This is a genomic window from Bacillus sp. z50, assembly GCF_058313585.1.
Genome location: NZ_JBZFQL010000003.1, coordinates 23,026 through 42,294, shown reverse-complemented (window position 1 = coordinate 42,294; position 19,269 = coordinate 23,026). Strand labels below are relative to the sequence as shown.

At 37.5% G+C, this 19,269-nt stretch carries 18 protein-coding genes; 2 read left to right on the top strand and 16 right to left on the bottom strand.

Features of this window, described 5'->3' with window-relative positions; all coding sequences use genetic code 11:
* Positions 1-6 precede the first annotated feature (6 nt).
* Positions 7-732, bottom strand: a complete 726-nt coding sequence (locus AC4G3N_RS09630) for a 3-ketoacyl-ACP reductase (RefSeq protein ID WP_066109638.1) — start codon at positions 730-732, stop codon at positions 7-9.
* Between the two features lie 291 nt (positions 733-1,023).
* On the opposite strand from AC4G3N_RS09630, the gene AC4G3N_RS09625 reads away from it, so the two are divergent.
* Complete coding sequence (locus tag AC4G3N_RS09625) at positions 1,024-1,503, top strand: hypothetical protein (protein WP_066109785.1); 480 nt, start codon at positions 1,024-1,026, stop codon at positions 1,501-1,503.
* A 561-nt stretch (positions 1,504-2,064) separates the two neighbouring features.
* Positions 2,065-3,447 carry an NADP-specific glutamate dehydrogenase gene (gene gdhA, locus AC4G3N_RS09620; RefSeq protein WP_491090096.1) on the top strand — a complete coding sequence of 461 codons (1,383 nt, stop codon included), beginning with the start codon at positions 2,065-2,067 and terminating at the stop codon, positions 3,445-3,447.
* A 321-nt stretch (positions 3,448-3,768) separates the two neighbouring features.
* On the opposite strand, the gene AC4G3N_RS09615 is transcribed toward gdhA, so the two are convergent.
* The 15 genes from AC4G3N_RS09615 to ssb all read right to left on the bottom strand — a co-directional run bounded on the left by AC4G3N_RS09615 (position 3,769) and on the right by ssb (position 19,232).
* Positions 3,769-4,401 carry a YczE/YyaS/YitT family protein gene (locus tag AC4G3N_RS09615; protein ID WP_139892031.1) on the bottom strand — a complete coding sequence of 211 codons (633 nt, stop codon included), beginning with the start codon at positions 4,399-4,401 and terminating at the stop codon, positions 3,769-3,771.
* 254 nt (positions 4,402-4,655) lie between these two features.
* Positions 4,656-5,135, bottom strand: coding sequence for a 23S rRNA (pseudouridine(1915)-N(3))-methyltransferase RlmH (rlmH, locus tag AC4G3N_RS09610; RefSeq protein WP_066109652.1), 480 nt, complete (start codon positions 5,133-5,135; stop codon positions 4,656-4,658).
* Between the two features lie 83 nt (positions 5,136-5,218).
* The gene (locus AC4G3N_RS09605) at positions 5,219-5,401 is read right to left on the bottom strand and encodes a CxxH/CxxC protein (RefSeq protein ID WP_066109653.1); all 183 of its coding nucleotides are present in this window, start codon (positions 5,399-5,401) and stop codon (positions 5,219-5,221) included.
* Between the two features lie 104 nt (positions 5,402-5,505).
* Positions 5,506-6,705 (bottom strand): S1C family serine protease, encoded by a 1,200-nt coding sequence (locus AC4G3N_RS09600; RefSeq protein ID WP_066109658.1) that lies wholly within the window; start codon positions 6,703-6,705, stop codon positions 5,506-5,508.
* Between the two features lie 194 nt (positions 6,706-6,899).
* Entirely contained in the window at positions 6,900-7,694 is a 795-nt protein-coding gene (locus tag AC4G3N_RS09595) for an MBL fold metallo-hydrolase (RefSeq protein ID WP_066109662.1), read from the bottom strand.
* 6 nt (positions 7,695-7,700) lie between these two features.
* A complete protein-coding gene (locus AC4G3N_RS09590; RefSeq protein ID WP_066109666.1) occupies positions 7,701-8,495 on the bottom strand; it encodes a two-component system regulatory protein YycI in 795 nt (264 codons plus the stop codon).
* The gene (locus AC4G3N_RS09585; protein ID WP_066109672.1) at positions 8,482-9,786 is read right to left on the bottom strand and encodes a YycH family regulatory protein; all 1,305 of its coding nucleotides are present in this window, start codon (positions 9,784-9,786) and stop codon (positions 8,482-8,484) included. Before AC4G3N_RS09585 ends, AC4G3N_RS09590 begins: the two co-directional genes overlap by 14 nt.
* Entirely contained in the window at positions 9,783-11,606 is a 1,824-nt protein-coding gene (gene walK / locus AC4G3N_RS09580) for a cell wall metabolism sensor histidine kinase WalK (protein WP_066109673.1), read from the bottom strand. The genes AC4G3N_RS09585 and walK overlap by 4 nt, the downstream gene beginning before the upstream one ends.
* Before the next feature lie 5 nt (positions 11,607-11,611).
* On the bottom strand, positions 11,612-12,322 hold the full coding sequence (gene yycF, locus AC4G3N_RS09575) for a response regulator YycF (RefSeq protein WP_066109676.1): 711 nt from the start codon (positions 12,320-12,322) through the stop codon (positions 11,612-11,614).
* Between the two features lie 267 nt (positions 12,323-12,589).
* Complete coding sequence (locus tag AC4G3N_RS09570; protein WP_148630326.1) at positions 12,590-13,879, bottom strand: adenylosuccinate synthase; 1,290 nt, start codon at positions 13,877-13,879, stop codon at positions 12,590-12,592.
* Positions 13,880-14,064: 185 nt separating this feature from the next.
* Positions 14,065-15,429: a replicative DNA helicase gene (gene dnaB, locus AC4G3N_RS09565; protein ID WP_066109682.1), complete on the bottom strand. Its 1,365-nt coding sequence runs from the start codon at positions 15,427-15,429 to the stop codon at positions 14,065-14,067.
* A gap of 227 nt (positions 15,430-15,656) precedes the next feature.
* A complete protein-coding gene (rplI, locus tag AC4G3N_RS09560; RefSeq protein ID WP_066109684.1) occupies positions 15,657-16,103 on the bottom strand; it encodes a 50S ribosomal protein L9 in 447 nt (148 codons plus the stop codon).
* A complete protein-coding gene (locus tag AC4G3N_RS09555; protein WP_139892025.1) occupies positions 16,100-18,073 on the bottom strand; it encodes a DHH family phosphoesterase in 1,974 nt (657 codons plus the stop codon). The genes rplI and AC4G3N_RS09555 overlap by 4 nt, the downstream gene beginning before the upstream one ends.
* A 357-nt stretch (positions 18,074-18,430) precedes the next feature.
* Positions 18,431-18,673: a 30S ribosomal protein S18 gene (gene rpsR, locus AC4G3N_RS09550; protein ID WP_066109691.1), complete on the bottom strand. Its 243-nt coding sequence runs from the start codon at positions 18,671-18,673 to the stop codon at positions 18,431-18,433.
* Between the two features lie 52 nt (positions 18,674-18,725).
* A complete protein-coding gene (gene ssb, locus AC4G3N_RS09545; RefSeq protein WP_066109692.1) occupies positions 18,726-19,232 on the bottom strand; it encodes a single-stranded DNA-binding protein in 507 nt (168 codons plus the stop codon).
* Positions 19,233-19,269 lie beyond the last annotated feature (37 nt).

The window sequence follows — 19,269 nt, the reverse complement described above, 5'->3', positions numbered from 1 at the left end:
GATTCCTTAAAATGGATTTGTTGCAATAAAACTTGCCGTTTTCACGTAAACACGAGGGTTCAATTTTAATTGGTCGACTATAAATTCTGCAAGATCCTCAGGCTGAATGAATTTTGAATCGTTATTCTCTTTAATTAAATCGAGGTCGAGAGCCAAATCTGTAGCAACTGTACTTGGTGTCAAAGCTGATACCCGAATATTATTCCGGCGAACTTCCTGCGCAAGTGATTCGGTAAAGCCAATCACCGCGAATTTTGAAGCACTGTAAGCACTGGATGTAGCTGCCCCATTTAATCCATTAGTGGAAGAGACATTGATAATATCTCCCCCATTTTTTTCTATTAGTTGAGGAAGTACAGCTCGTGTCACGTAATAAGTACCCATTAGGTTTATATCTATAATCCTTTTCCATTCCTCCGGATCCATCTCCGAAACTGTTCCGAATGTTGCAATTCCTGCATTATTTATCAAAATATCAGCAGTGCCTAAATTCTTGGTTAACACTTCAATTGCTGCTTCTACCTGTTCCTTTGATGAAATATCAGCTGTTGCATAAGATACTTTTACGCCTAAACCTTCTATTTCAGCAGCTGCCTTTTTAAGATTTTCCTCTGACCTTGCAAGCAAACCAACGTTTACACCCTCTTTAGCCAGTGCAATTGCTGTCGCTCTACCAATCCCTCTGGCTCCGCCAGTGATAAACGCAATCTTTCCCTTTAATGTCTGTGCCATAATTAGAAGCTCCTTTCCAAATCAACCTTGAAGTTCTCTTTCTCAGTATAATACGCAGCAGTTAATAAGACTAAAGGTATGCACCCGAGCTTCCTACCTATAACGCCAATTATATCAATAAGACAAATCTCATAGTCCAAAGTTTGAATTTCTTGCATTCACCTTTCTGGGCAATGACACATAAATTGTATAGGAAGCGTCAGGATTATTTATGATGATTTTATCATTTATGATTAACCGTAAAGACTATAAAACTTAGTTTTTCAGGAAAGGAATAATGCCGTGAATTTTATGTCATTTCGAGGTATTGTAACCGACATGAATGATTTTATGATAGGACAAAACGGGGAATCAGAGGGCTGTTTTAAACAACTTACAGTTGAAGATGGGAATAACGGAATAGTTAATTTCATCATATCACCGACTACTTACTTCGTAGAACAGGCAATTGTGGGCCTCGGTGATAAAATTACTGGTTATTATGATGGGGATGTACCAGTACCATTGATCTATCCGCCACAATATCGGGCTCTTATCGTTGTTAAGGAATATAACGATCAAAATGTTAAAGCAGATTATTTTAACAACCAACTGGTAAGCCGTGATGGTCAATTACAATTAAACCCCTCCCCTTACACTCCTATCATTTTAAGAAATGGGCAGCCATTTTCAAAAAATATCGGAAATCGGAATCTCATTGTCATCTATGGACCAGCTACAAAAAGCATCCCTGCCCAAACGACCCCCTATCGGATTATTGTTTGGTGCTAAAGTCGTTCCTAACTATCTATTTCTTCATATTATTTTAACTACACGCACGAAACTTCGTAATCTGCTACGTGCATGTTTGGTTAATTTTTTATGATAACGCCCAATATTTGGATATACTTTTTTAGACAGACGGTTCTCAAAAACATTCAAATTTGCTTCACATTGATTTTCTCTTTCTTTGTGAGAAAAGGTATTCCTAATAATAGTTAATGCAAAAAACCTACATTCCAATGGATCTAGGTTTTTTCTATATTTTCATATTTGTATTATTTCAGAATTATTAATAGTAAATTACAAAATACTACAATTTTATCAGTAACTTCTACTCGGATATCTTTCTTTCGCTAATCTATCTAATAAGATGCCAATCTCTATTTAAAATCTATTTTTCATGCATACTAAATGACCCTCTAGATTTATTTTTCTTAATTTATCTTTATATTGTTTGGGTTTATTTTTATTATAAATTTGAAGAATCAGATAATTTAGTATATCATTTCTTTATTAGACTAAAGTACACACACTAAATTACTGTTCATCTAAGGGAGGGCTTATAACAGCATGACTGTATTGACAGAGTTTAAAGACACAGAAACAATCACTGCAAAAAATTATGTTAATGAAGTATTTGAAACAGTCAAAAAGCGAAATCCTAATGAAAGAGAATTTCATCAGGTTGTTAAAGAAATCTTTGATTCACTCGTCCCTTTATTTACTAGGCATCCAGAATACATGGAGCAAAGTATCCTTGAAAGAGTTGTAGAGCCAGAAAGACTGATTACCTTTCGAGTTCCTTGGGTCGACGATCAAGGCAAGGTACAGATAAACCGTGGATTCCGTGTACAGTATAACAGCGCCATCGGTCCCTATAAAGGCGGCTTGAGATTCCACTCTACTGTTAATGCAAGTATAATTAAATTTCTCGGCTTTGAGCAGATTTTTAAAAACGCTCTTACCGGTCAGCCGATTGGAGGAGGCAAAGGTGGGTCTGACTTTGATCCTAAAGGGAAATCTGATGGAGAAATCATGCGATTCACTCAAAGCTTTATGACGGAACTAAGTAGACATATCGGACCGGATATAGATGTACCAGCTGGTGATATTGGCGTTGGAGCACGAGAAATTGGATTTCTGTTTGGACAGTACAAGAGAATACGCGGAGGCTATGAGGCCGGTATTCTGACAGGAAAAGGACTTGGTTACGGCGGAAGCTTAACTCGAACCGAAGCTACTGGATATGGCACTGTTTACTTTGTACAAGAAATGCTTAAAGAACAAGGCCTTAGCTTTAAGGGAAGTACAGTGGTAGTATCCGGTTCAGGTAATGTCTCCATCTATGCAATCGAAAAAGCTGCACAACTAGGAGCAAAAGTTGTCGCCTGCAGTGATTCTGACGGCTATATTTTCGACCCAAACGGTATTAACCTAGAAACCGTGAAACGTCTAAAGGAAGTTGAGCGGAAAAGAATCTCAGCATATGTAGAAGAACACCCACATGCACAATATACGAAAGGTTGCTACGGAATTTGGTCCATACCATGCGATATTGCCTTGCCATGTGCCACCCAAAATGAAATTAGCGAAAAATCAGCGAAACTTCTGGTTGCAAATGGACTAAAAGCCGTCGGCGAAGGCGCTAATATGCCATCTAGCTCCGAAGCTATTGATGTGTTTATGGATAACCATATCCTCTTTGGTCCAGCAAAAGCTGCCAATGCAGGTGGTGTAGCCGTTTCTGCCTTAGAAATGGCACAAAACAGCGCTCGATTATCCTGGACATTTGAAGAAGTCGATGCAAAATTGCAGGATATTATGACTAACATTTACAAGGAGAGCGTCAAGGCTGCTGAGGACTATGGTCACCCAGGCAATCTAGTTGTTGGCGCTAATATCGCGGGCTTTAAAAAAGTAGCCGATGCCATGATTGCACAGGGAGTTATTTAACATTTATTTTGTCAGATGTCATAAAGACCTCGACCCTTATCGTTATCCTTATCTGATATGACTTCGGTTAGTATAGGCAAAGACACGCCAATAGTCTATATCCAAGGTTACTTCGATAACTATATAAGATAAGATCTAATACAAAAAGGATGTCTCTTAAGGCCAGACATCCTTTTTGCTTGATTTATAATTCCGTAAGACTATGTGTTTTTCGTATTTTATAAGAATATCACTTTAAAATATATAAGTAAGCTTTTTACAACCAGGCCAGGTGCTAAAGTTGCGAAATTCCGCTTATGAAAAGATCTTCTATTTATATACTCAAGTCGTTATTAATTGGTCCTTTTGCTTAAGAAGATAGGCCATCAGCTTCTTACATTGAGGAATGGAAAAGCCTAAAATGGGACCCAATCCAAACGCAATGAACAAGGTTCCAATCCCAACAGGACCTCCTAACATCCAACCAATGAGAAAAACGATAACTTCAATTCCATTTCTGACCAACGGGATACTCCATCCCATTTTTTCAACAATTAATAACATAAAGCTGTCTCTAGGGCCTGCTCCAAAATCGGCAGAAACGTATAATCCAATACCATATCCCATTAAAATAACACCTATGATAAAGGCAATTGTTGCTCCTGCTAAATTATCAATACTAGGTAACATCCAATTAAAAAGATCAATAAATAAACCAAGCAACATCATATTCAGAAAGGACCCTATTTGGGGCCATGCTTTATTGAAAATTGAACTGATGAACAAAAGCAATAGACCACTAATGATCGACCAAGTTCCTATAGTGAATCCGAATTTAGTAAATAGTCCATAATGAAAAACATCCCATGGTCCAATCCCTAAAAACTTTCCTTTAATTGTTAGTGCTATACCAAATGCTAATACCAATAATCCGAGAATAAAAACAGACCAGCGTAACACCCATTTCCTCTTCATAACTCTGTCCCTCTAACTTATATTTTATTTTTTTACTATAACATTAAAGCAGGACAGAATACATAATTTATATTTTCTGAAATATAACCTAAAACAATTAAAAGTAAATCATCTTTTTGTAACCCTTCTTAATTCCTTAATTCCCATATGCCAACCAATCTTTTCATACTAAAGGAAGTTATTGATCTTTAACTATGACTGCTTCTTTTCATATACATTCCACAAGAAAAACATATTAAGATAAAACAAACACCTTACTTATGATATGGTTCCCCTCGATTAATCCGAAACGCGCGATACACCTGCTCCACTAAAATCAGCCTCATCAGCTGGTGAGGGAAGGTCATTTTCGAAAAAGACAGGGTGTCATTTGCTCTTTTCATTACATCTTTACTTAGTCCAAGCGATCCGCCAATGACAAAGGCTATCTTGCTTTTTCCGTAGGTGGCGAGTTTATCTATTGTTTCTGCAAGTTCTTCAGATGATTTCATTTTCCCCTCAATCGCCAAAGCAATAACATGAGTATCGTCAGAAATTTTTGCGAGGATTCGCTCTCCTTCTTTCGCCTTGACTTGCAGCATCTCCATCTCACTTAATGTTTCAGGTGCTTTCTCATCGGGTATTTCAATTATGTCTATTTTGGCATAGGCCGATAATCTTTTTACATATTCTCCGATACCCTGTTTTAAATATTTCTCCTTCAATTTACCTACAGTTATTATCGAGATATTCACATGTTACCCTCACTTTACAAACATTTTATCCACAGAAGTTATCCACATATACACAACCACCGTCCACATATTGTGCCCGAATATTAGTTCGCCACAATATATACAGCAGGTTGTCCACAGTATTCACAGGTGAATTCATTAGAATTGTTAGTAACTTCTTTATTTTCTTCCTCTGAAATCATATTTATAAAAGGAGGGACTTCCGTCTCATCCACGATTGTATCAAGTCCAACTTCTACATGATCTTTACAGCAATAAATTTTCATATTCATTCTCCTTTTCTTGTTGTCTTTTGTAATATCTGCTTCATTTTAAGCCCGCATATTTAAAGCAGGGAATTTGGAATCCCCTGCTTTCGTACCTAACTATATCACATTTGGGCTTCAATCAATGTCATTTCGGTTGACGCTTTTTGTCCATTCCTATAGTATGTCACTTTCATTTTATCGCCAATCTGCTTATTTACATATAAATGCTTACGGAGCTCCGGAACATTAGCGATTTTCTTCCCATCCAGCTCCACAATGACATCGAACTCCTTTAACCCGGCTTTAGCAGCCGGAGAACCTGGTTCAATACTTGTAATGACGACACCCTCTGTCACACCAGTAGGTAATTTCAATGTTTCCTGCCTCTGATAATTGGTCACTTCATTCAAGGAACGAAGACTAGTTCCCATATAAGCCCGTTTCACTTTTCCATGTGCCTCTAAATCCTCAATAATCGGTATAGCATAATTGCTTGGAATCGATAATCCAATTCCCTCAACGGATGACTCGGCTATTTTCATGGAGTTTATCCCAATCACTTGGCCGCCTATATTAATTAAAGCACCTCCACTATTCCCTGGGTTAATCGCTGCATCTGTCTGAATAACCTCTGCATTCCAGTCCTCCACACCATCTGAATTCACATCAATCGGTATAGTTCTGTTCAAACCCGAGATAATCCCTTGGGTCACGGATCCGGAGAAATTCAAACCTAGTGGATTACCAATTGCAATAACTGGTTCTCCGGCTTTTAATTTATCAGAATTACCAAATTCAGCAACTACATCAATACCCTTATCATCTATTTGGATAACAGCTAAATCTGTCCATATGTCGCTTCCTAAAAGTTCTGCCTTTGTTTTAGTGCCATCAGCTAAAGTAACCTCTAAGGAAGATGCACCCTCCACCACATGATTATTGGTAACGATAAACGCTTTTCCATTCTCCTTTTTATAGATGACTCCTGAGCCTGTGCCTGCCTCCTGAGTTTCATTAAAAAAATCAGAGCCTTGGATATTTGTAATCCCGATTACCGCGTCTCCCGTTTTTTCAACAGCTTTAGTAACGTCAGTCGTCACATCCATAGAAACATTTTGAGTCAATTTGGATGCATCATTACCGTTATTTGTACTAGTATTCTGATTTAATCCATTATTATTCAAGTTGCCTGTCAATAGAAGGACTAATAATGCACCAATAATAGCACCAATTAAACCAGAGAGAAAATAGCCTGCTTTACTTCCTTTTCGTTTAGTTTGCTGTTGTTCTGACTGATTATAATCTTGATCATAATAGCCCATTTGCCAACATTCCCTTCACTATTTACTTATGTAGGTCTAGTATTTGTTGTTTTCCATTTTATAAACAAAAACAGCATCGAAAGGAAATTCTTGTTGCAGAGTTTAATGATATGTTTAATAACTAGTGAGTATTCTCCAACCTTTACCAACATTATATATATTACCTAAAAAAATAACAGAGGAAACCTCCTCTGTTAAACAAGTATTAATTCAGTTGGTTCGTTAGGATCCGTATCATACAGGCTAAATTGCTCTCCCGCTCTGATCCCTTTTGTTTCAAGTGTTTGACTGACAGACATACGTGCCAGATCCTTCATATTATTGTCCTTACTTAAATGAGCCAGATAAAACCGTTTTGTACGGTCACCCGCAACTTCACTCATGGCTATAGCAGCATCCTCATTACAAACATGGCCTACATCGCTTAGTATCCGACGCTTTACACTCCATGGATATCGACCCATGCGGAGCATACTTACATCATGATTGCTCTCAAAGATGTACACATCTGCATTTTTAATAATGCCCTTCATTCGATCACTTACATACCCCGTATCTGTAATTGTCACCAGTTTCTTACCATCCTGGTGAAATACATAAAACATCGGCTCTGCCGCATCGTGCGAAACACCAAAGGACTCTACATCAAGGTTGCCAAATGACTTAACGGTCTCCATTCCAAATTCAAATTTTAAATCTGTAGGAATTTCGCCAATTAACCCATCCATTGCTCTCCATGTGTTGGCATTTGCATAAATAGGCAGCTGATATTTACGAGCCATAATACCAAGCCCTTTTATATGGTCACTGTGCTCATGTGTCACAAAAATTCCTGATAAATCCTCAGGCCTTTTATCAATTTTATTTAATAGCTCGGTCATTTTTTTGCCGCTTAAACCAGCGTCCACTAAAAATGAATGCTCTCCTGATTCCACATAGAGTGAATTCCCCGTGCTTCCACTGGCTAGAACGCTAAATTTCATCGACATTCTTCCTCACTCCGTTACATTTCCTTCTTCTGTATTCAGCACTTGTCCTTCAATACCATTTACGAAATAATCCTCTTGCTTATTTACTGTAAAATGCCATGTTGGTACAAGGACAAGCACTTTTGATTCTGATACTTCTATTAAGGTATAAAAACCAAGCTCTCCCTTTGAAACTTCACTTCCAGATGACAAGTATCCTCCATTCAACAGACTTTCTACTGCTTGAATTGGCGGATTAATCTCTTGGTTTTCATTAAATTCCTCAATATCATCGAGGTGTGTTTGTATATACGAAATTACTTCATCATTTTCATTAAGCGTAAATATTAAGGCGCCGTTTTTATTATTAAAAAGTAAACGGCTTTTGTAGGTTTGATAATATGTTATTGTCCCATCTTCTTTACGCCAAAATTTATACTCATCTCCCGAATATACATTTTTGTTAATGAAGCTTTCCAGCTCAAAATATTTCCCTTCACCAGTACCAATTTTAATTGGTTTATCCAGCGTCGATCGAATGGTTCTTTTATTATCAATAATTAAGGTTTGATTTTTGAGGGTATTTAATTCCTCTTTACTGAATTCCTTAGGCTTAGCACTTATCGTCTTTTCACTTACTCTTTCCTGAGTTCCTACATGATACTTGATTCCCTCAGCCTTTAGCCTTTCTTCAATGGTTGAATCCGAATCCTTATTGATTTCAAGCTTTGCTGCCCTAAAATCCAGGAACTGATATAGGAGGAATACATCCAGAATTAGAAACACAACAATAAATAAACCTTTTGTTTTATTCCAATCCATCCATAAGTCCTCCTAAATCCTTTTCGGGAATCTCCATCCAGCTGCCACCATACTGATAGTACCAGACAGGTTTCAATTCCAAAAGAGTGGTGCCTGAATTATCATCATAAATTAGCTTATAGCCGACAGTCATATCCGTAAGTTTATTTGCATCATATTGTTTACCCATACCGTTTTTGAAGGACTTTAAAGCTTCATTTGCAGAAGGAAGAGTAACTGCGCTTTGATCCAAGGGCTCATCCACAAGATTAAAATAGGAACGTTCATATCTCTTCACATTTTGAGTTCCATATTCCAGGTGAATTTCAGTCATACCTTCCTCATTAAATACAGGAAGTCCATCAATATATAAACGGAAAGCGACTTCTCTGCTAAACTCATCTAATGACGCATACCGGTGGCGTGTATCCCAACCGGCATGAATATTGATAAATTCTATGCTGCTTTGCAATATATGAGTTTCCAGCTTTTTCTCATCTTTGGCACCGACAACAAGATTTTTGTATTCAATCATTGATGTCTTTGGGTTCTTTTTCATTATACTCAATCCATCGGTATAGATATCCCCTTCCTGCTTAACAGTGCTTGGTCTGATAAACAGAGCTTCCTTAAAGCTTTTCACATCAGTAGCTTTTGTTAGAAAATCATATTTACTTACTTTTATTTCGCCGGATGGAACCAGGATTGAGTTAGTTTCTGATAATTTCAGCTTTGTGTAGGGTTTTAGATTTTCAACCCTCGCGTACTCTTTTGTGAAGTCTTCAATCAAACTTTTATCTACGGATGCTTCAATGACTGTTTTCTTTTCACTAGAAACAAAGTAGATAGAATCATTATCGGTATGAATAATAACCCTGTCAAATTTAACATTTGGCAACTCATTATCTTCTATTTTTAAATAATTTTTATAAAAAGACAGCGGAACGATATCATTAAATATTAATTCAATGAATCCATCCTTCTCACTAAACTTATTGATAGCAGCAGTATTTTTATACTTTGATGATTGATCCTGAAAGTTAAACATATTCCATTTTTTTATGGAGTTGATTGCTTGTGTAATCATTTCCTCAGAGTAAGTTCCATAGGATAAATTACCTTTATGATAAATCATTTTTGTTGGCTTTACGACTTCATCGGGTTCAAGATTACTGAAGATTTTCTCCTGAACATAGTTTGTATTCTCCGTCTCGTTATAGGTTGGCTGATAAAACCAATATGACCAAGTCAAAAGGCCACTTATCAAAATGAGGGACACCAATAAGATATTTTTAAATCCTTCCCAGCTCATTCCCAATCATCCTCTTGTAATGTTTCATAAGGGAGAGTAAAGAAAATGGTTGTCCCCTTCCCTTCCTCACTAGAAGCCCAAATATGCCCCTTATGTGCTTCAATCATTTCCTTCGCTATCGCGAGACCTAAACCTGTACCGCCCATCTTTCTTGATCTGGCTTTATCTACACGGTAGAATCTTTCAAATATCTTAGCTACATTTTCTTTTGGAATACCCATTCCTTCATCTCTAATGCTAATTTCCACAAATTGTCCGATTACTTGCAGCTTAAAGGTAACTTGTCCACCCTCAGGTGAATACTTCAATGCATTCGAAATAATATTATCGAGTACTTGAGTAATTTTATCCTCATCTATTTCAACACCAATTGGCTCAGATGGGATTAAACGCTTAAAAGTTACATTTCGCGATTTAGACATTTCAAAACGATCGATAATTCGGTGGAAATAACGGCCAAAATCGACCCAGGTTGTAGAAAGCTTATAGTCTGTATTATCTAGCTTTGAAAGCTGCAAGAGATCATTGACCAATCTGATCATCCGCTCTGTTTCTGTTTGAGCTATATTCAGAAAACGCGGAGCAAGCTCTTTATCTTCCATAGCGCCATCTGCCAAAGCTTCAAGATAGCTTCTCATCGTTGTCAGCGGCGTTCTAAGCTCATGGGAAACATTCGCAACAAATTCTCTTCTCTCTTCATCGATCTTTTCTTGCTCGGTAATATCATGAAGAACGACAATTAACCCATTAATAAAACCTGTTTCTCTTTGAATAACAGAGAAATTCGCTCTTAAATAAAGCAGTTTCTTTTCATTGCTGTAATTAAGGATAATGGAATCTTTCTCACTCAATAATTGATCAAAAGTGAACGTGTCCTCTAATCCTAATACCTCTGTAATCGGCTTAGATAATGACGTTTCACGTGAAACTTTCAGCATTGATAGTGCTGTGTCGTTAATCAAAATGACTCGGCCTCTGCGATCTGTTGTTAGCACGCCATCTGTCATATTAGTCAATACAGAAGAGAGCTTCCTTTTCTCTGCATCAGTTGTCGCCTGTGCATCTTGTAGCTTTTTAGTTAAACTATTGAATGTAATAGCAAGCTGGCCAATTTCATCGTATCCATACACCTTAACTTTTCTCGAAAAGTTACCACGTGACATCGCTAAAGCTTGCTTACGCATGTCAGATATTGGCCTTGTAATGGTTTGTGCCAGCAATATTCCTAAAAAGGCTGTCACTGCAAGAGAAATAATCGTTCCCTTCGCCATTATCGTATTAATTTGTTTTAATTGGGAATAGACATTCTCTATTTTCGTATTCAGATATAAATTCCCTATAATTTGTCCATCACTCAAAATCGGTTCTGACCAAAGGAGAATTCTTTTTCCCGTCTGAGAATCGATTCTGATTTCTGTTTGGGGCGTTCCTTGGTTATTTGCCCTATCAACAAGCTTTTCAGTTGAACGGCTCCCTATTATATCTTGTTTCTCCGGATCAGATGTGCCAATAATTTTTGAATCCTGATCCATTACCCGTATTTCCGTTATATCCCCAGAGGAATATCCCTCCAATGTCGTCTTAATGTCTTCTATTAAGGTGGGATCTTCAACTTTGCGGGTTTCCGTTATTTCTTTTTCTAAACTATAGGAAAGAATCGTTACCCGCTCTTGAATAGAGCTCTTAAAATTCTCCAATAGCTGCTGTTCAAGTCCCTGTGCAAAATAAACTCCGATAATTTGCATGGCAACTAAAATAAGCAGCACATAAATTAGTACAAACTTAAAATAAATCGATTTAAAGAAACCAACTTTTCTCATAATTTTTACTCCTGTTCAGGATGACGGAGGTAGTACCCAACTCCTCTTCTTGTAACAATCCATGCAGGATGGCTTGGATTATCTTCTATTTTTTCACGTAAGCGTCGAACGGTTACATCAACTGTTCTGACATCTCCATAGTAATCATAGCCCCATACTGTCTGCAGAAGATGCTCCCTTGTCATTACCTGGCCTATATGTTTAGCGAGATAAAAGAGAAGCTCAAATTCCCTATGGGTTAATTCAATGGTGTCACCTCTTTTGGATACCATATAAGAATCAGGATGTATCACTAGATTGCCAATCGTAATTTCATTTGTTTCCTCGTTATCTTCCTGCTGATTTGCAGCATGTTTTTGCCTGCGTAAATTCGCTTTTACGCGCGCAATTAATTCACGAGTACTGAACGGCTTTGTCACATAATCGTCTGCGCCCAGTTCCAGGCCAAGCACTTTATCTATTTCGGAATCCTTTGCCGTCAGCATAATAATTGGCATATCATATTTCTTCCGCACTTCCCTGCATACTTCCATTCCGTCCTGTTGCGGTAGCATGATATCTAATAAAATCAAATCTGGCTGAAGTTCTTCTACCAGTTTAATGGCATCATTACCGTCATAGGCACAATACACATCAAATCCTTCTTTTTTCAAGTTAAACTGTAATATATCTGCAATAGGCTTTTCATCATCAACAACCAGTATCTTTTTATCCATCGTCTATTTCTCCCTTTTATATAATAAAATGTCTATATTAATGACATCTGCGAGTCACAATTTTGTTAAACTATCCTAATCTTACTTTACCATTTCTATTGAAACAGGTCATCTTTTTAAAATTTAATTCCAAATATATACAAGGGTGAATACCAAAAAGGATTAGACTGGTGTCTAACCCTCAAATTCTCTATGAAATATACTAGTACTAATGATTAATTTATTCAAAAAGCTGACAAACGTTTTTGTCTGTCAGCCAGTTATTTTTTATATACCGTATGGATTGCGGATTATATTCGTTTGATTACGGTCCGGTCCTACAGAAAAGATTGATAATGGAATACCTGTTAACTGAGATACTCTTTCTAGATAAGTACGTGCATTAGCAGGTAGTTCAGACAATGTTTTCACACCCGTGATATCTTCTGTCCAGCCTGGCAGTTCTTCATAGATTGGTTCACATTCAGCCAATATTTTCAGACTCGCCGGGAACTCCTCCAATACTTTTCCATCGTGTCGATAAGCAACACAGATTTTTAATGTTTCAATACCTGTTAAAACATCGATAGAGTTAAGAGAAAGATCGGTGATTCCACTAACGCGGCGCGCATGGCGGACAACGACGCTATCGAACCAACCTACTCTTCGCGGACGTCCCGTAGTAGTACCATATTCTCTTCCTACCTCACGAATTTGATTACCAATTTCGTTATCAAGCTCGGTAGGGAATGGTCCATCTCCTACACGTGTCGTGTAGGCTTTACATACTCCCACTACATGATTGATTTTTGATGGTCCAACTCCGGAACCGATTGTCACGCCGCCCGCAACTGGGTTGGAGGATGTAACGAATGGGTATGTTCCCTGATCAATATCAAGCATTACCCCTTGCGCTCCTTCAAATAAAACACGGCGTCCTTCATCCAAGGCATCATTTAAAACAACAGAGGTATCACATACATATTGTTTAATTTGCTGTCCATATTCATAATATTCTTCGAAAAAGTCATCCATCGTAAAGCCTTCAGTTTCATAAAAACGTTCCAGCATACGGTTTTTCTCTTCCAAGTTTCTTGTTAACTTCTCTTCAAATACTTCTTTATCTAATAAATCGGCAATCCTGATACCTATACGGGCTGCTTTATCCATATAAGCCGGGCCAATTCCCTTTTTAGTAGTACCTATTTTATTACTCCCTTTTCTCTCTTCCTCTACTTCATCAAGTTTCAGATGATAAGGAAGAATCACATGGGCTCTATTGCTGATACGTAAATTATCTGTGGTAATCCCACGATCGTGCAGATAAGTAAGCTCCTCAATAAGTGCTTTAGGGTCAACGACCATACCATTTCCAATTACCGATATCTTATCCTTATAGAATATGCCTGAGGGAATCAAATGAAGCTTATATGTTTCACCATTAAATTTTATTGTATGTCCCGCATTATTTCCACCTTGATATCTGGCAATTACTTCTGCGTTTTCTGAAAGGAAATCTGTAATCTTTCCTTTACCTTCGTCTCCCCATTGTGTACCTACTACTACGACTGAAGACATTCTTTACACCTCCACTAATTTACCAACATCTTGCACTTTGGCTTAACAAACAAATTAAGTGTATCAATTACATGAAGTAATTTCAAGGAATTCACGAACGTTTATATGAAAATAGTAAAATATGTTCGTGTATTGATGTAATAAAAATAAACCCACCTTTGTTTGGTGGGTCGGTCTATAAACTATTATGCTCCAGAAGGTATGGCATCATCCTGGAATCTTCTCTCTAAATTAACAAACTTATTGTATTCCTTCACAAATGCCAGTTGAACTGTTCCAACCGGGCCATTACGCTGTTTCGCAATGATAATTTCAATAACATTTTGGTTTTCTGTTTCTTTATCATAATAATCTTCCCTGTATAAGAAGGCTACAATATCAGCATCTTGCTCAATACTTCCTGACTCACGGATATCAGACATCATCGGACGCTTGTCCTGACGTTGCTCAACACCACGAGAGAGCTGGGAAAGAGCGATAACCGGAACTTCTAGCTCCCTTGCCAAGGCCTTAAGGGAACGGGAAATTTCTGATACTTCCTGTTGTCTGTTTTCGCCTGATCTGCCATTTCCCTGAATAAGCTGGAGATAGTCAATCAGGATCATGCCAAGTCCATGTTCTTGCTTTAAACGACGGCATTTTGAACGGATTTCACTAATTCGGACACCCGGAGTATCATCTATAAATATACCTGCATTTGATAAGCTTCCCATTGCCAGTGTTAATTTGCGCCAATCTTCGTCTGTCAGAGATCCTGTTCTAAGGTTTTGAGCATTTATATTACCTTCTGCGCAAAGCATACGCATGACCAATTGTTCTGCACCCATCTCCAAACTGAAAATCGCAACATTTTCATCCGTTTTTGTTGCAACGTTTTGGGCAATATTAAGTGCAAAGGCTGTTTTACCAACAGATGGACGGGCAGCAACGATAATTAAATCATTACGCTGAAAGCCTGCTGTCATGTGATCCAAGTCATTAAAGCCTGTAGGTATTCCAGTTACATCTCCTACGCGGTTATGAAGTAACTCAATATTGTCATAGGTCCGAACTAAAACATCTTTAATGTTGTGAAAGGCTCCGGCATTTTTTCGGGAGGCAACTTCCATAATGCTCTTTTCGGCTTCACCCAAGAGACTTTCTACTTCATCTTCACGTGAATACCCATCTTGTACAATGCCAGTTGCTGTATTAATTAATCTTCTAAGAACGGACTTTTCTTCAACAATTCGGGCATAATATTCTATATTGGCCGCGGTAGGTACTGATGACGCCAGTTCTGTTAAATAGGGAACTCCCCCTACCTCTTCAAGCTGCTTTGTTGCACTTAGTTCTTCTGTTACTGTGACTAAATCGACAGCCTTTCCTTTGTCGTTTAGCTTCAGCATAACCAGGAAGATTTTTTGGTGTGCACTTCTATAAAAATCCTCAGGTATCAAAATCTCAGAGGCAAGTATTAAAGAGGAAGGCACAAGAAAAATTGCTCCTAAAACCGCTTGTTCCGCCTCAACATTTTGTGGTGGAACCAAATCAGTAAAGAGCTCATTCATTCGGCAAACCCCCTTTATATATTTAAACGTAATTATATATTTTTATTAGCAATTAAAATGGATTGCTATTCTATTGTATATGGAAATGAAGAGAATAGGTACAGGAAATTATTTATTTTAACTTTCATTTGCATTAGTAACTTCTATCATACTAAAAAAAAGTGATGAAATCAGCTAACAAGCTTTTCATCACTTTTTTTAAGAAAATTATTTCCTGGGAAAATATTTTATTGTTCTTTCACATGAACATTTAAAGTAGCGGTTACCTCATGATGAAGCTTAACCGGAACTTTTGTGTAGCCGAGAGAGCGAATTGCGTCTTCTAATTCAATTTTACGTTTATCAATTTTATGCTTATGCTGTTTTTGTAATTCGTCAGCAATCTGTTTGCTGGTAATGGATCCAAAGATTCTGCCGCCCTCACCAGTCTTCGCTTTTAATTCAATTGTAAGCTTTTCTAATTGCTCTTTTAATTTTTTTGCATTTTCTAGTTCCTCAGCTGCAAGCTGTACTTCTTTATTTTTCTGATTTTCTAGTGTTTTCATATTGCTGCCGGTTGCTTCTACAGCTAATCCCTGTTTCAAAAGGAAATTATGTGCATACCCATCTGCAACATTTTTAATTTCACCTTTTTTTCCTTTTCCTTTAACATCTTTTAAAAATATTACTCTCATGTGTTTGTGCCTCCTTCATATAGCTCATCAATTGCATCTTTCAACATTTGCTCTGCTTTTTCCATTGAAATGTCATCCAGTTGAGTTGCCGCATTTGTAAGATGCCCTCCGCCACCCAAACGTTCCATAATAACCTGAACATTTATATCGCCAAGAGATCTTGCACTTATGCCAATGCTAGTTTCTGATTTTCGTGATAACACAAAGGATGCGATCACTTCATCCATTGCTAACAATGTGTCTGCAGCCTGGGCAATCAAAACCTGATCAGCAAATTCATTTAAATCACCATGAGCAATAGCAATCCCTTTATGATAAAAATAAACGTCCTCAATCAGCTTTGCGCGCTTTAGGTAAGTATCTACATCTTCCTTAAGAAGCTTTTGTACAAGGACTGTGTCTGCACCATGCCCTCTTAAAAAAGAAGCAGCATCGAAAGTTCTGGATCCTGTTCTAAATGTAAAGGATTTTGTATCCACTATAATACCAGCCAGCAAAGCAGTTGCTTCCAGCATACCTACCTTAACACGCTTTGGCTGGTATTCAATAAGCTCCGTTACTAACTCGGCTGTAGATGATGCATATGGCTCCATATAAACCAGGATAGAATTATCTATAAATTCCTCGCCACGCCTGTGATGATCAATCACCACGATTTTTTCAGCCCGGGAAACCAGTTTTTCCTCAATGACCATGCTTGGCTTATGAGTATCTACGATAACAAGTAATGTTTTATCGGTGATTAGCTCAACACCAATTTCAGGTGATATAAATCTGGAGTCCAACTCAGGCTTTTGCTTCACTTGAGATAGAAGTCGTTTAACACTTGAATCTAATTCACTTCTGTCTAGAATAATATATCCTTCACGGTTATTCATTTCGGCAATTTTTAATATCCCTAAGGACGAACCAATAGCATCCATATCGGGAAACTTATGTCCCATTACAATAACTTTATCACTATCGACTATCAAATCACGCAGTGCATGTGAAATTACCCGTGCGCGAACTCTAGTTCTTTTCTCCATAGGATTCGTTTTGCCACCATAAAATTTCACTTTTCCATTTGGGAGTTTAATGGCAACCTGATCTCCACCTCTACCCAGAGCCAGATCAAGACTTGATTGAGCAATGCTGCCCAATTCAGGTAATGCAGAAACTCCGCTCCCCACACCTATACTCAGTGTTAACGGAACATTTTGCTTGGCCGTTGTTTCCCGTACATCATCCAGTATGGAAAATTTCGTTTTTTCTAGGTGGTTAAGAATACTTTCGCTAAAAATAGCGATAAACCGATCCGAGGAAATTCTCTTTAAAAAGACTCCATATTCTTTAGCCCAATTATTTAATAGGGAGGTTACAAAGCTATTTAAGCTGCTTTTTCGCTGGTCGTCCATTCCTTGTGTCACATCGTCATAGTTATCTAGATAGATAATTCCAATGACAGTTCGCTCTTCTTCGTACATTTTTTCAATTTCTGTTTGCTCTGTAACATCGAAGAAATAAAGCAATCTTTCCTCCGGTTTATGGACTACTCGAAACTTACGATTATAAATTGCTACAATATCTTCGCTTTCCTCTCTTTTCACCAAAGGTATTAAGGGTTCTGCAACCTCAGAAATGTATTTTCCAACCAAAGTATCTTCCTGGAGACACTTAGCCATATATGGGTTGGTCCATTCAATTACATAATCCTCGTTGAAAAGCAGTATACCTATTGGCATTTCTAATAGAGCTTCTTCCCCCACTTTTTTTAATCGATAGGATAGAGTGGAAATATAGATTTCCGTTTCTTTTTGTATTCCATATTCAATTTTTAATATTAGAAAGAAGAGAATGCCAAAAAGCAAAGAAGCTACTATTGCAAATATCCAATTATAATAAGCAAGAACTCCGATGATTACTAAAGATACACCCAATAATGCGTAGATGGGATAACGGATCGCTTGCCTGTTTAAATAAGATGGCATAGATTCAGCTCCTAAATAATGTGGATCAATTTATGTATTACTTATCATTATACTTGATAAAACTCCATTATGACCAACAGAGCAATTAATTACCTGTTCAGAGGCGTATAATTAATACCCTTCATTAGTACCTATTTAAAACAATAAATACATACAAAGAATATTATAAAGCATAAATAAAATGATATCCAAAAAACAAGACATTACATTGAACCATAATGTTATATTGAAATAATATTTAAAAATAATGTAATTCGATGTCTGTAATTTTATTAATAATTCCTCATGTCAATACTGTTTCCTTAAATACAATTAAAAAACGGAAAGGATTCCCTTTCCGTTTTTATGTGTAAAATCTTATTTTTCCTCTGCTACGAATGGTAGAAGAGCCATAGTACGAGCACGTTTGATTGCAATAGTCAATCTACGTTGGTACTTAGCGCTTGTTCCAGTTACACGACGTGGAAGAATTTTTCCACGCTCAGAGATAAACTTTTTAAGAAGATCTACATCTTTATAGTCGATGTGCGTAATGCCGTTTGCTGTGAAATAACAAACCTTACGGCGTTTTGCACGTCCGCCTCTGCGTCCGCCTGCCATATTATTCACTCCCTTTCATTATAATTATATACGTCCGTTCGAATTATCAATGTTAGAATGGAAGGTCATCATCCGAAATATCGATAGTTTGTCCATTACTACTGAATGGATCATCATCAATCTTCGTATAATTACTGTCCTTCCGTTGATTCTGGTTTTGGTTGCTATTTCCCTGGCCAAATGGATTGGTATCATGACCACCATATTGGCTTCCGCCGCTTTTTTCACCGGCAGATGAACCTTTAGGCTCTAGGAATTGTACGCTCTCTGCCAACACTTCTGTTACATAGACACGTTTTCCATCCTGACCTTCATAATTACGAGTTTGAATACGTCCATCAACTCCAGCAAGATTACCCTTTTTCAGATAATTAGCTGCATTTTCTGCCTGGCGTCGCCAAACAACACAGTTAATAAAATCTGTTTCCCGTTCACCTTGTTGGTTAGAAAATGGGCGATTCACTGCTAATGTGAAGGTTGAAACAGGAACACCATTCGGAGTATAGCGGAGATCAGGATCCTTCGTTAAACGACCTACCAAAATGACACGGTTTATCAACAGAATCAACTCCTAATATTAGAAAATTGTTCCACAT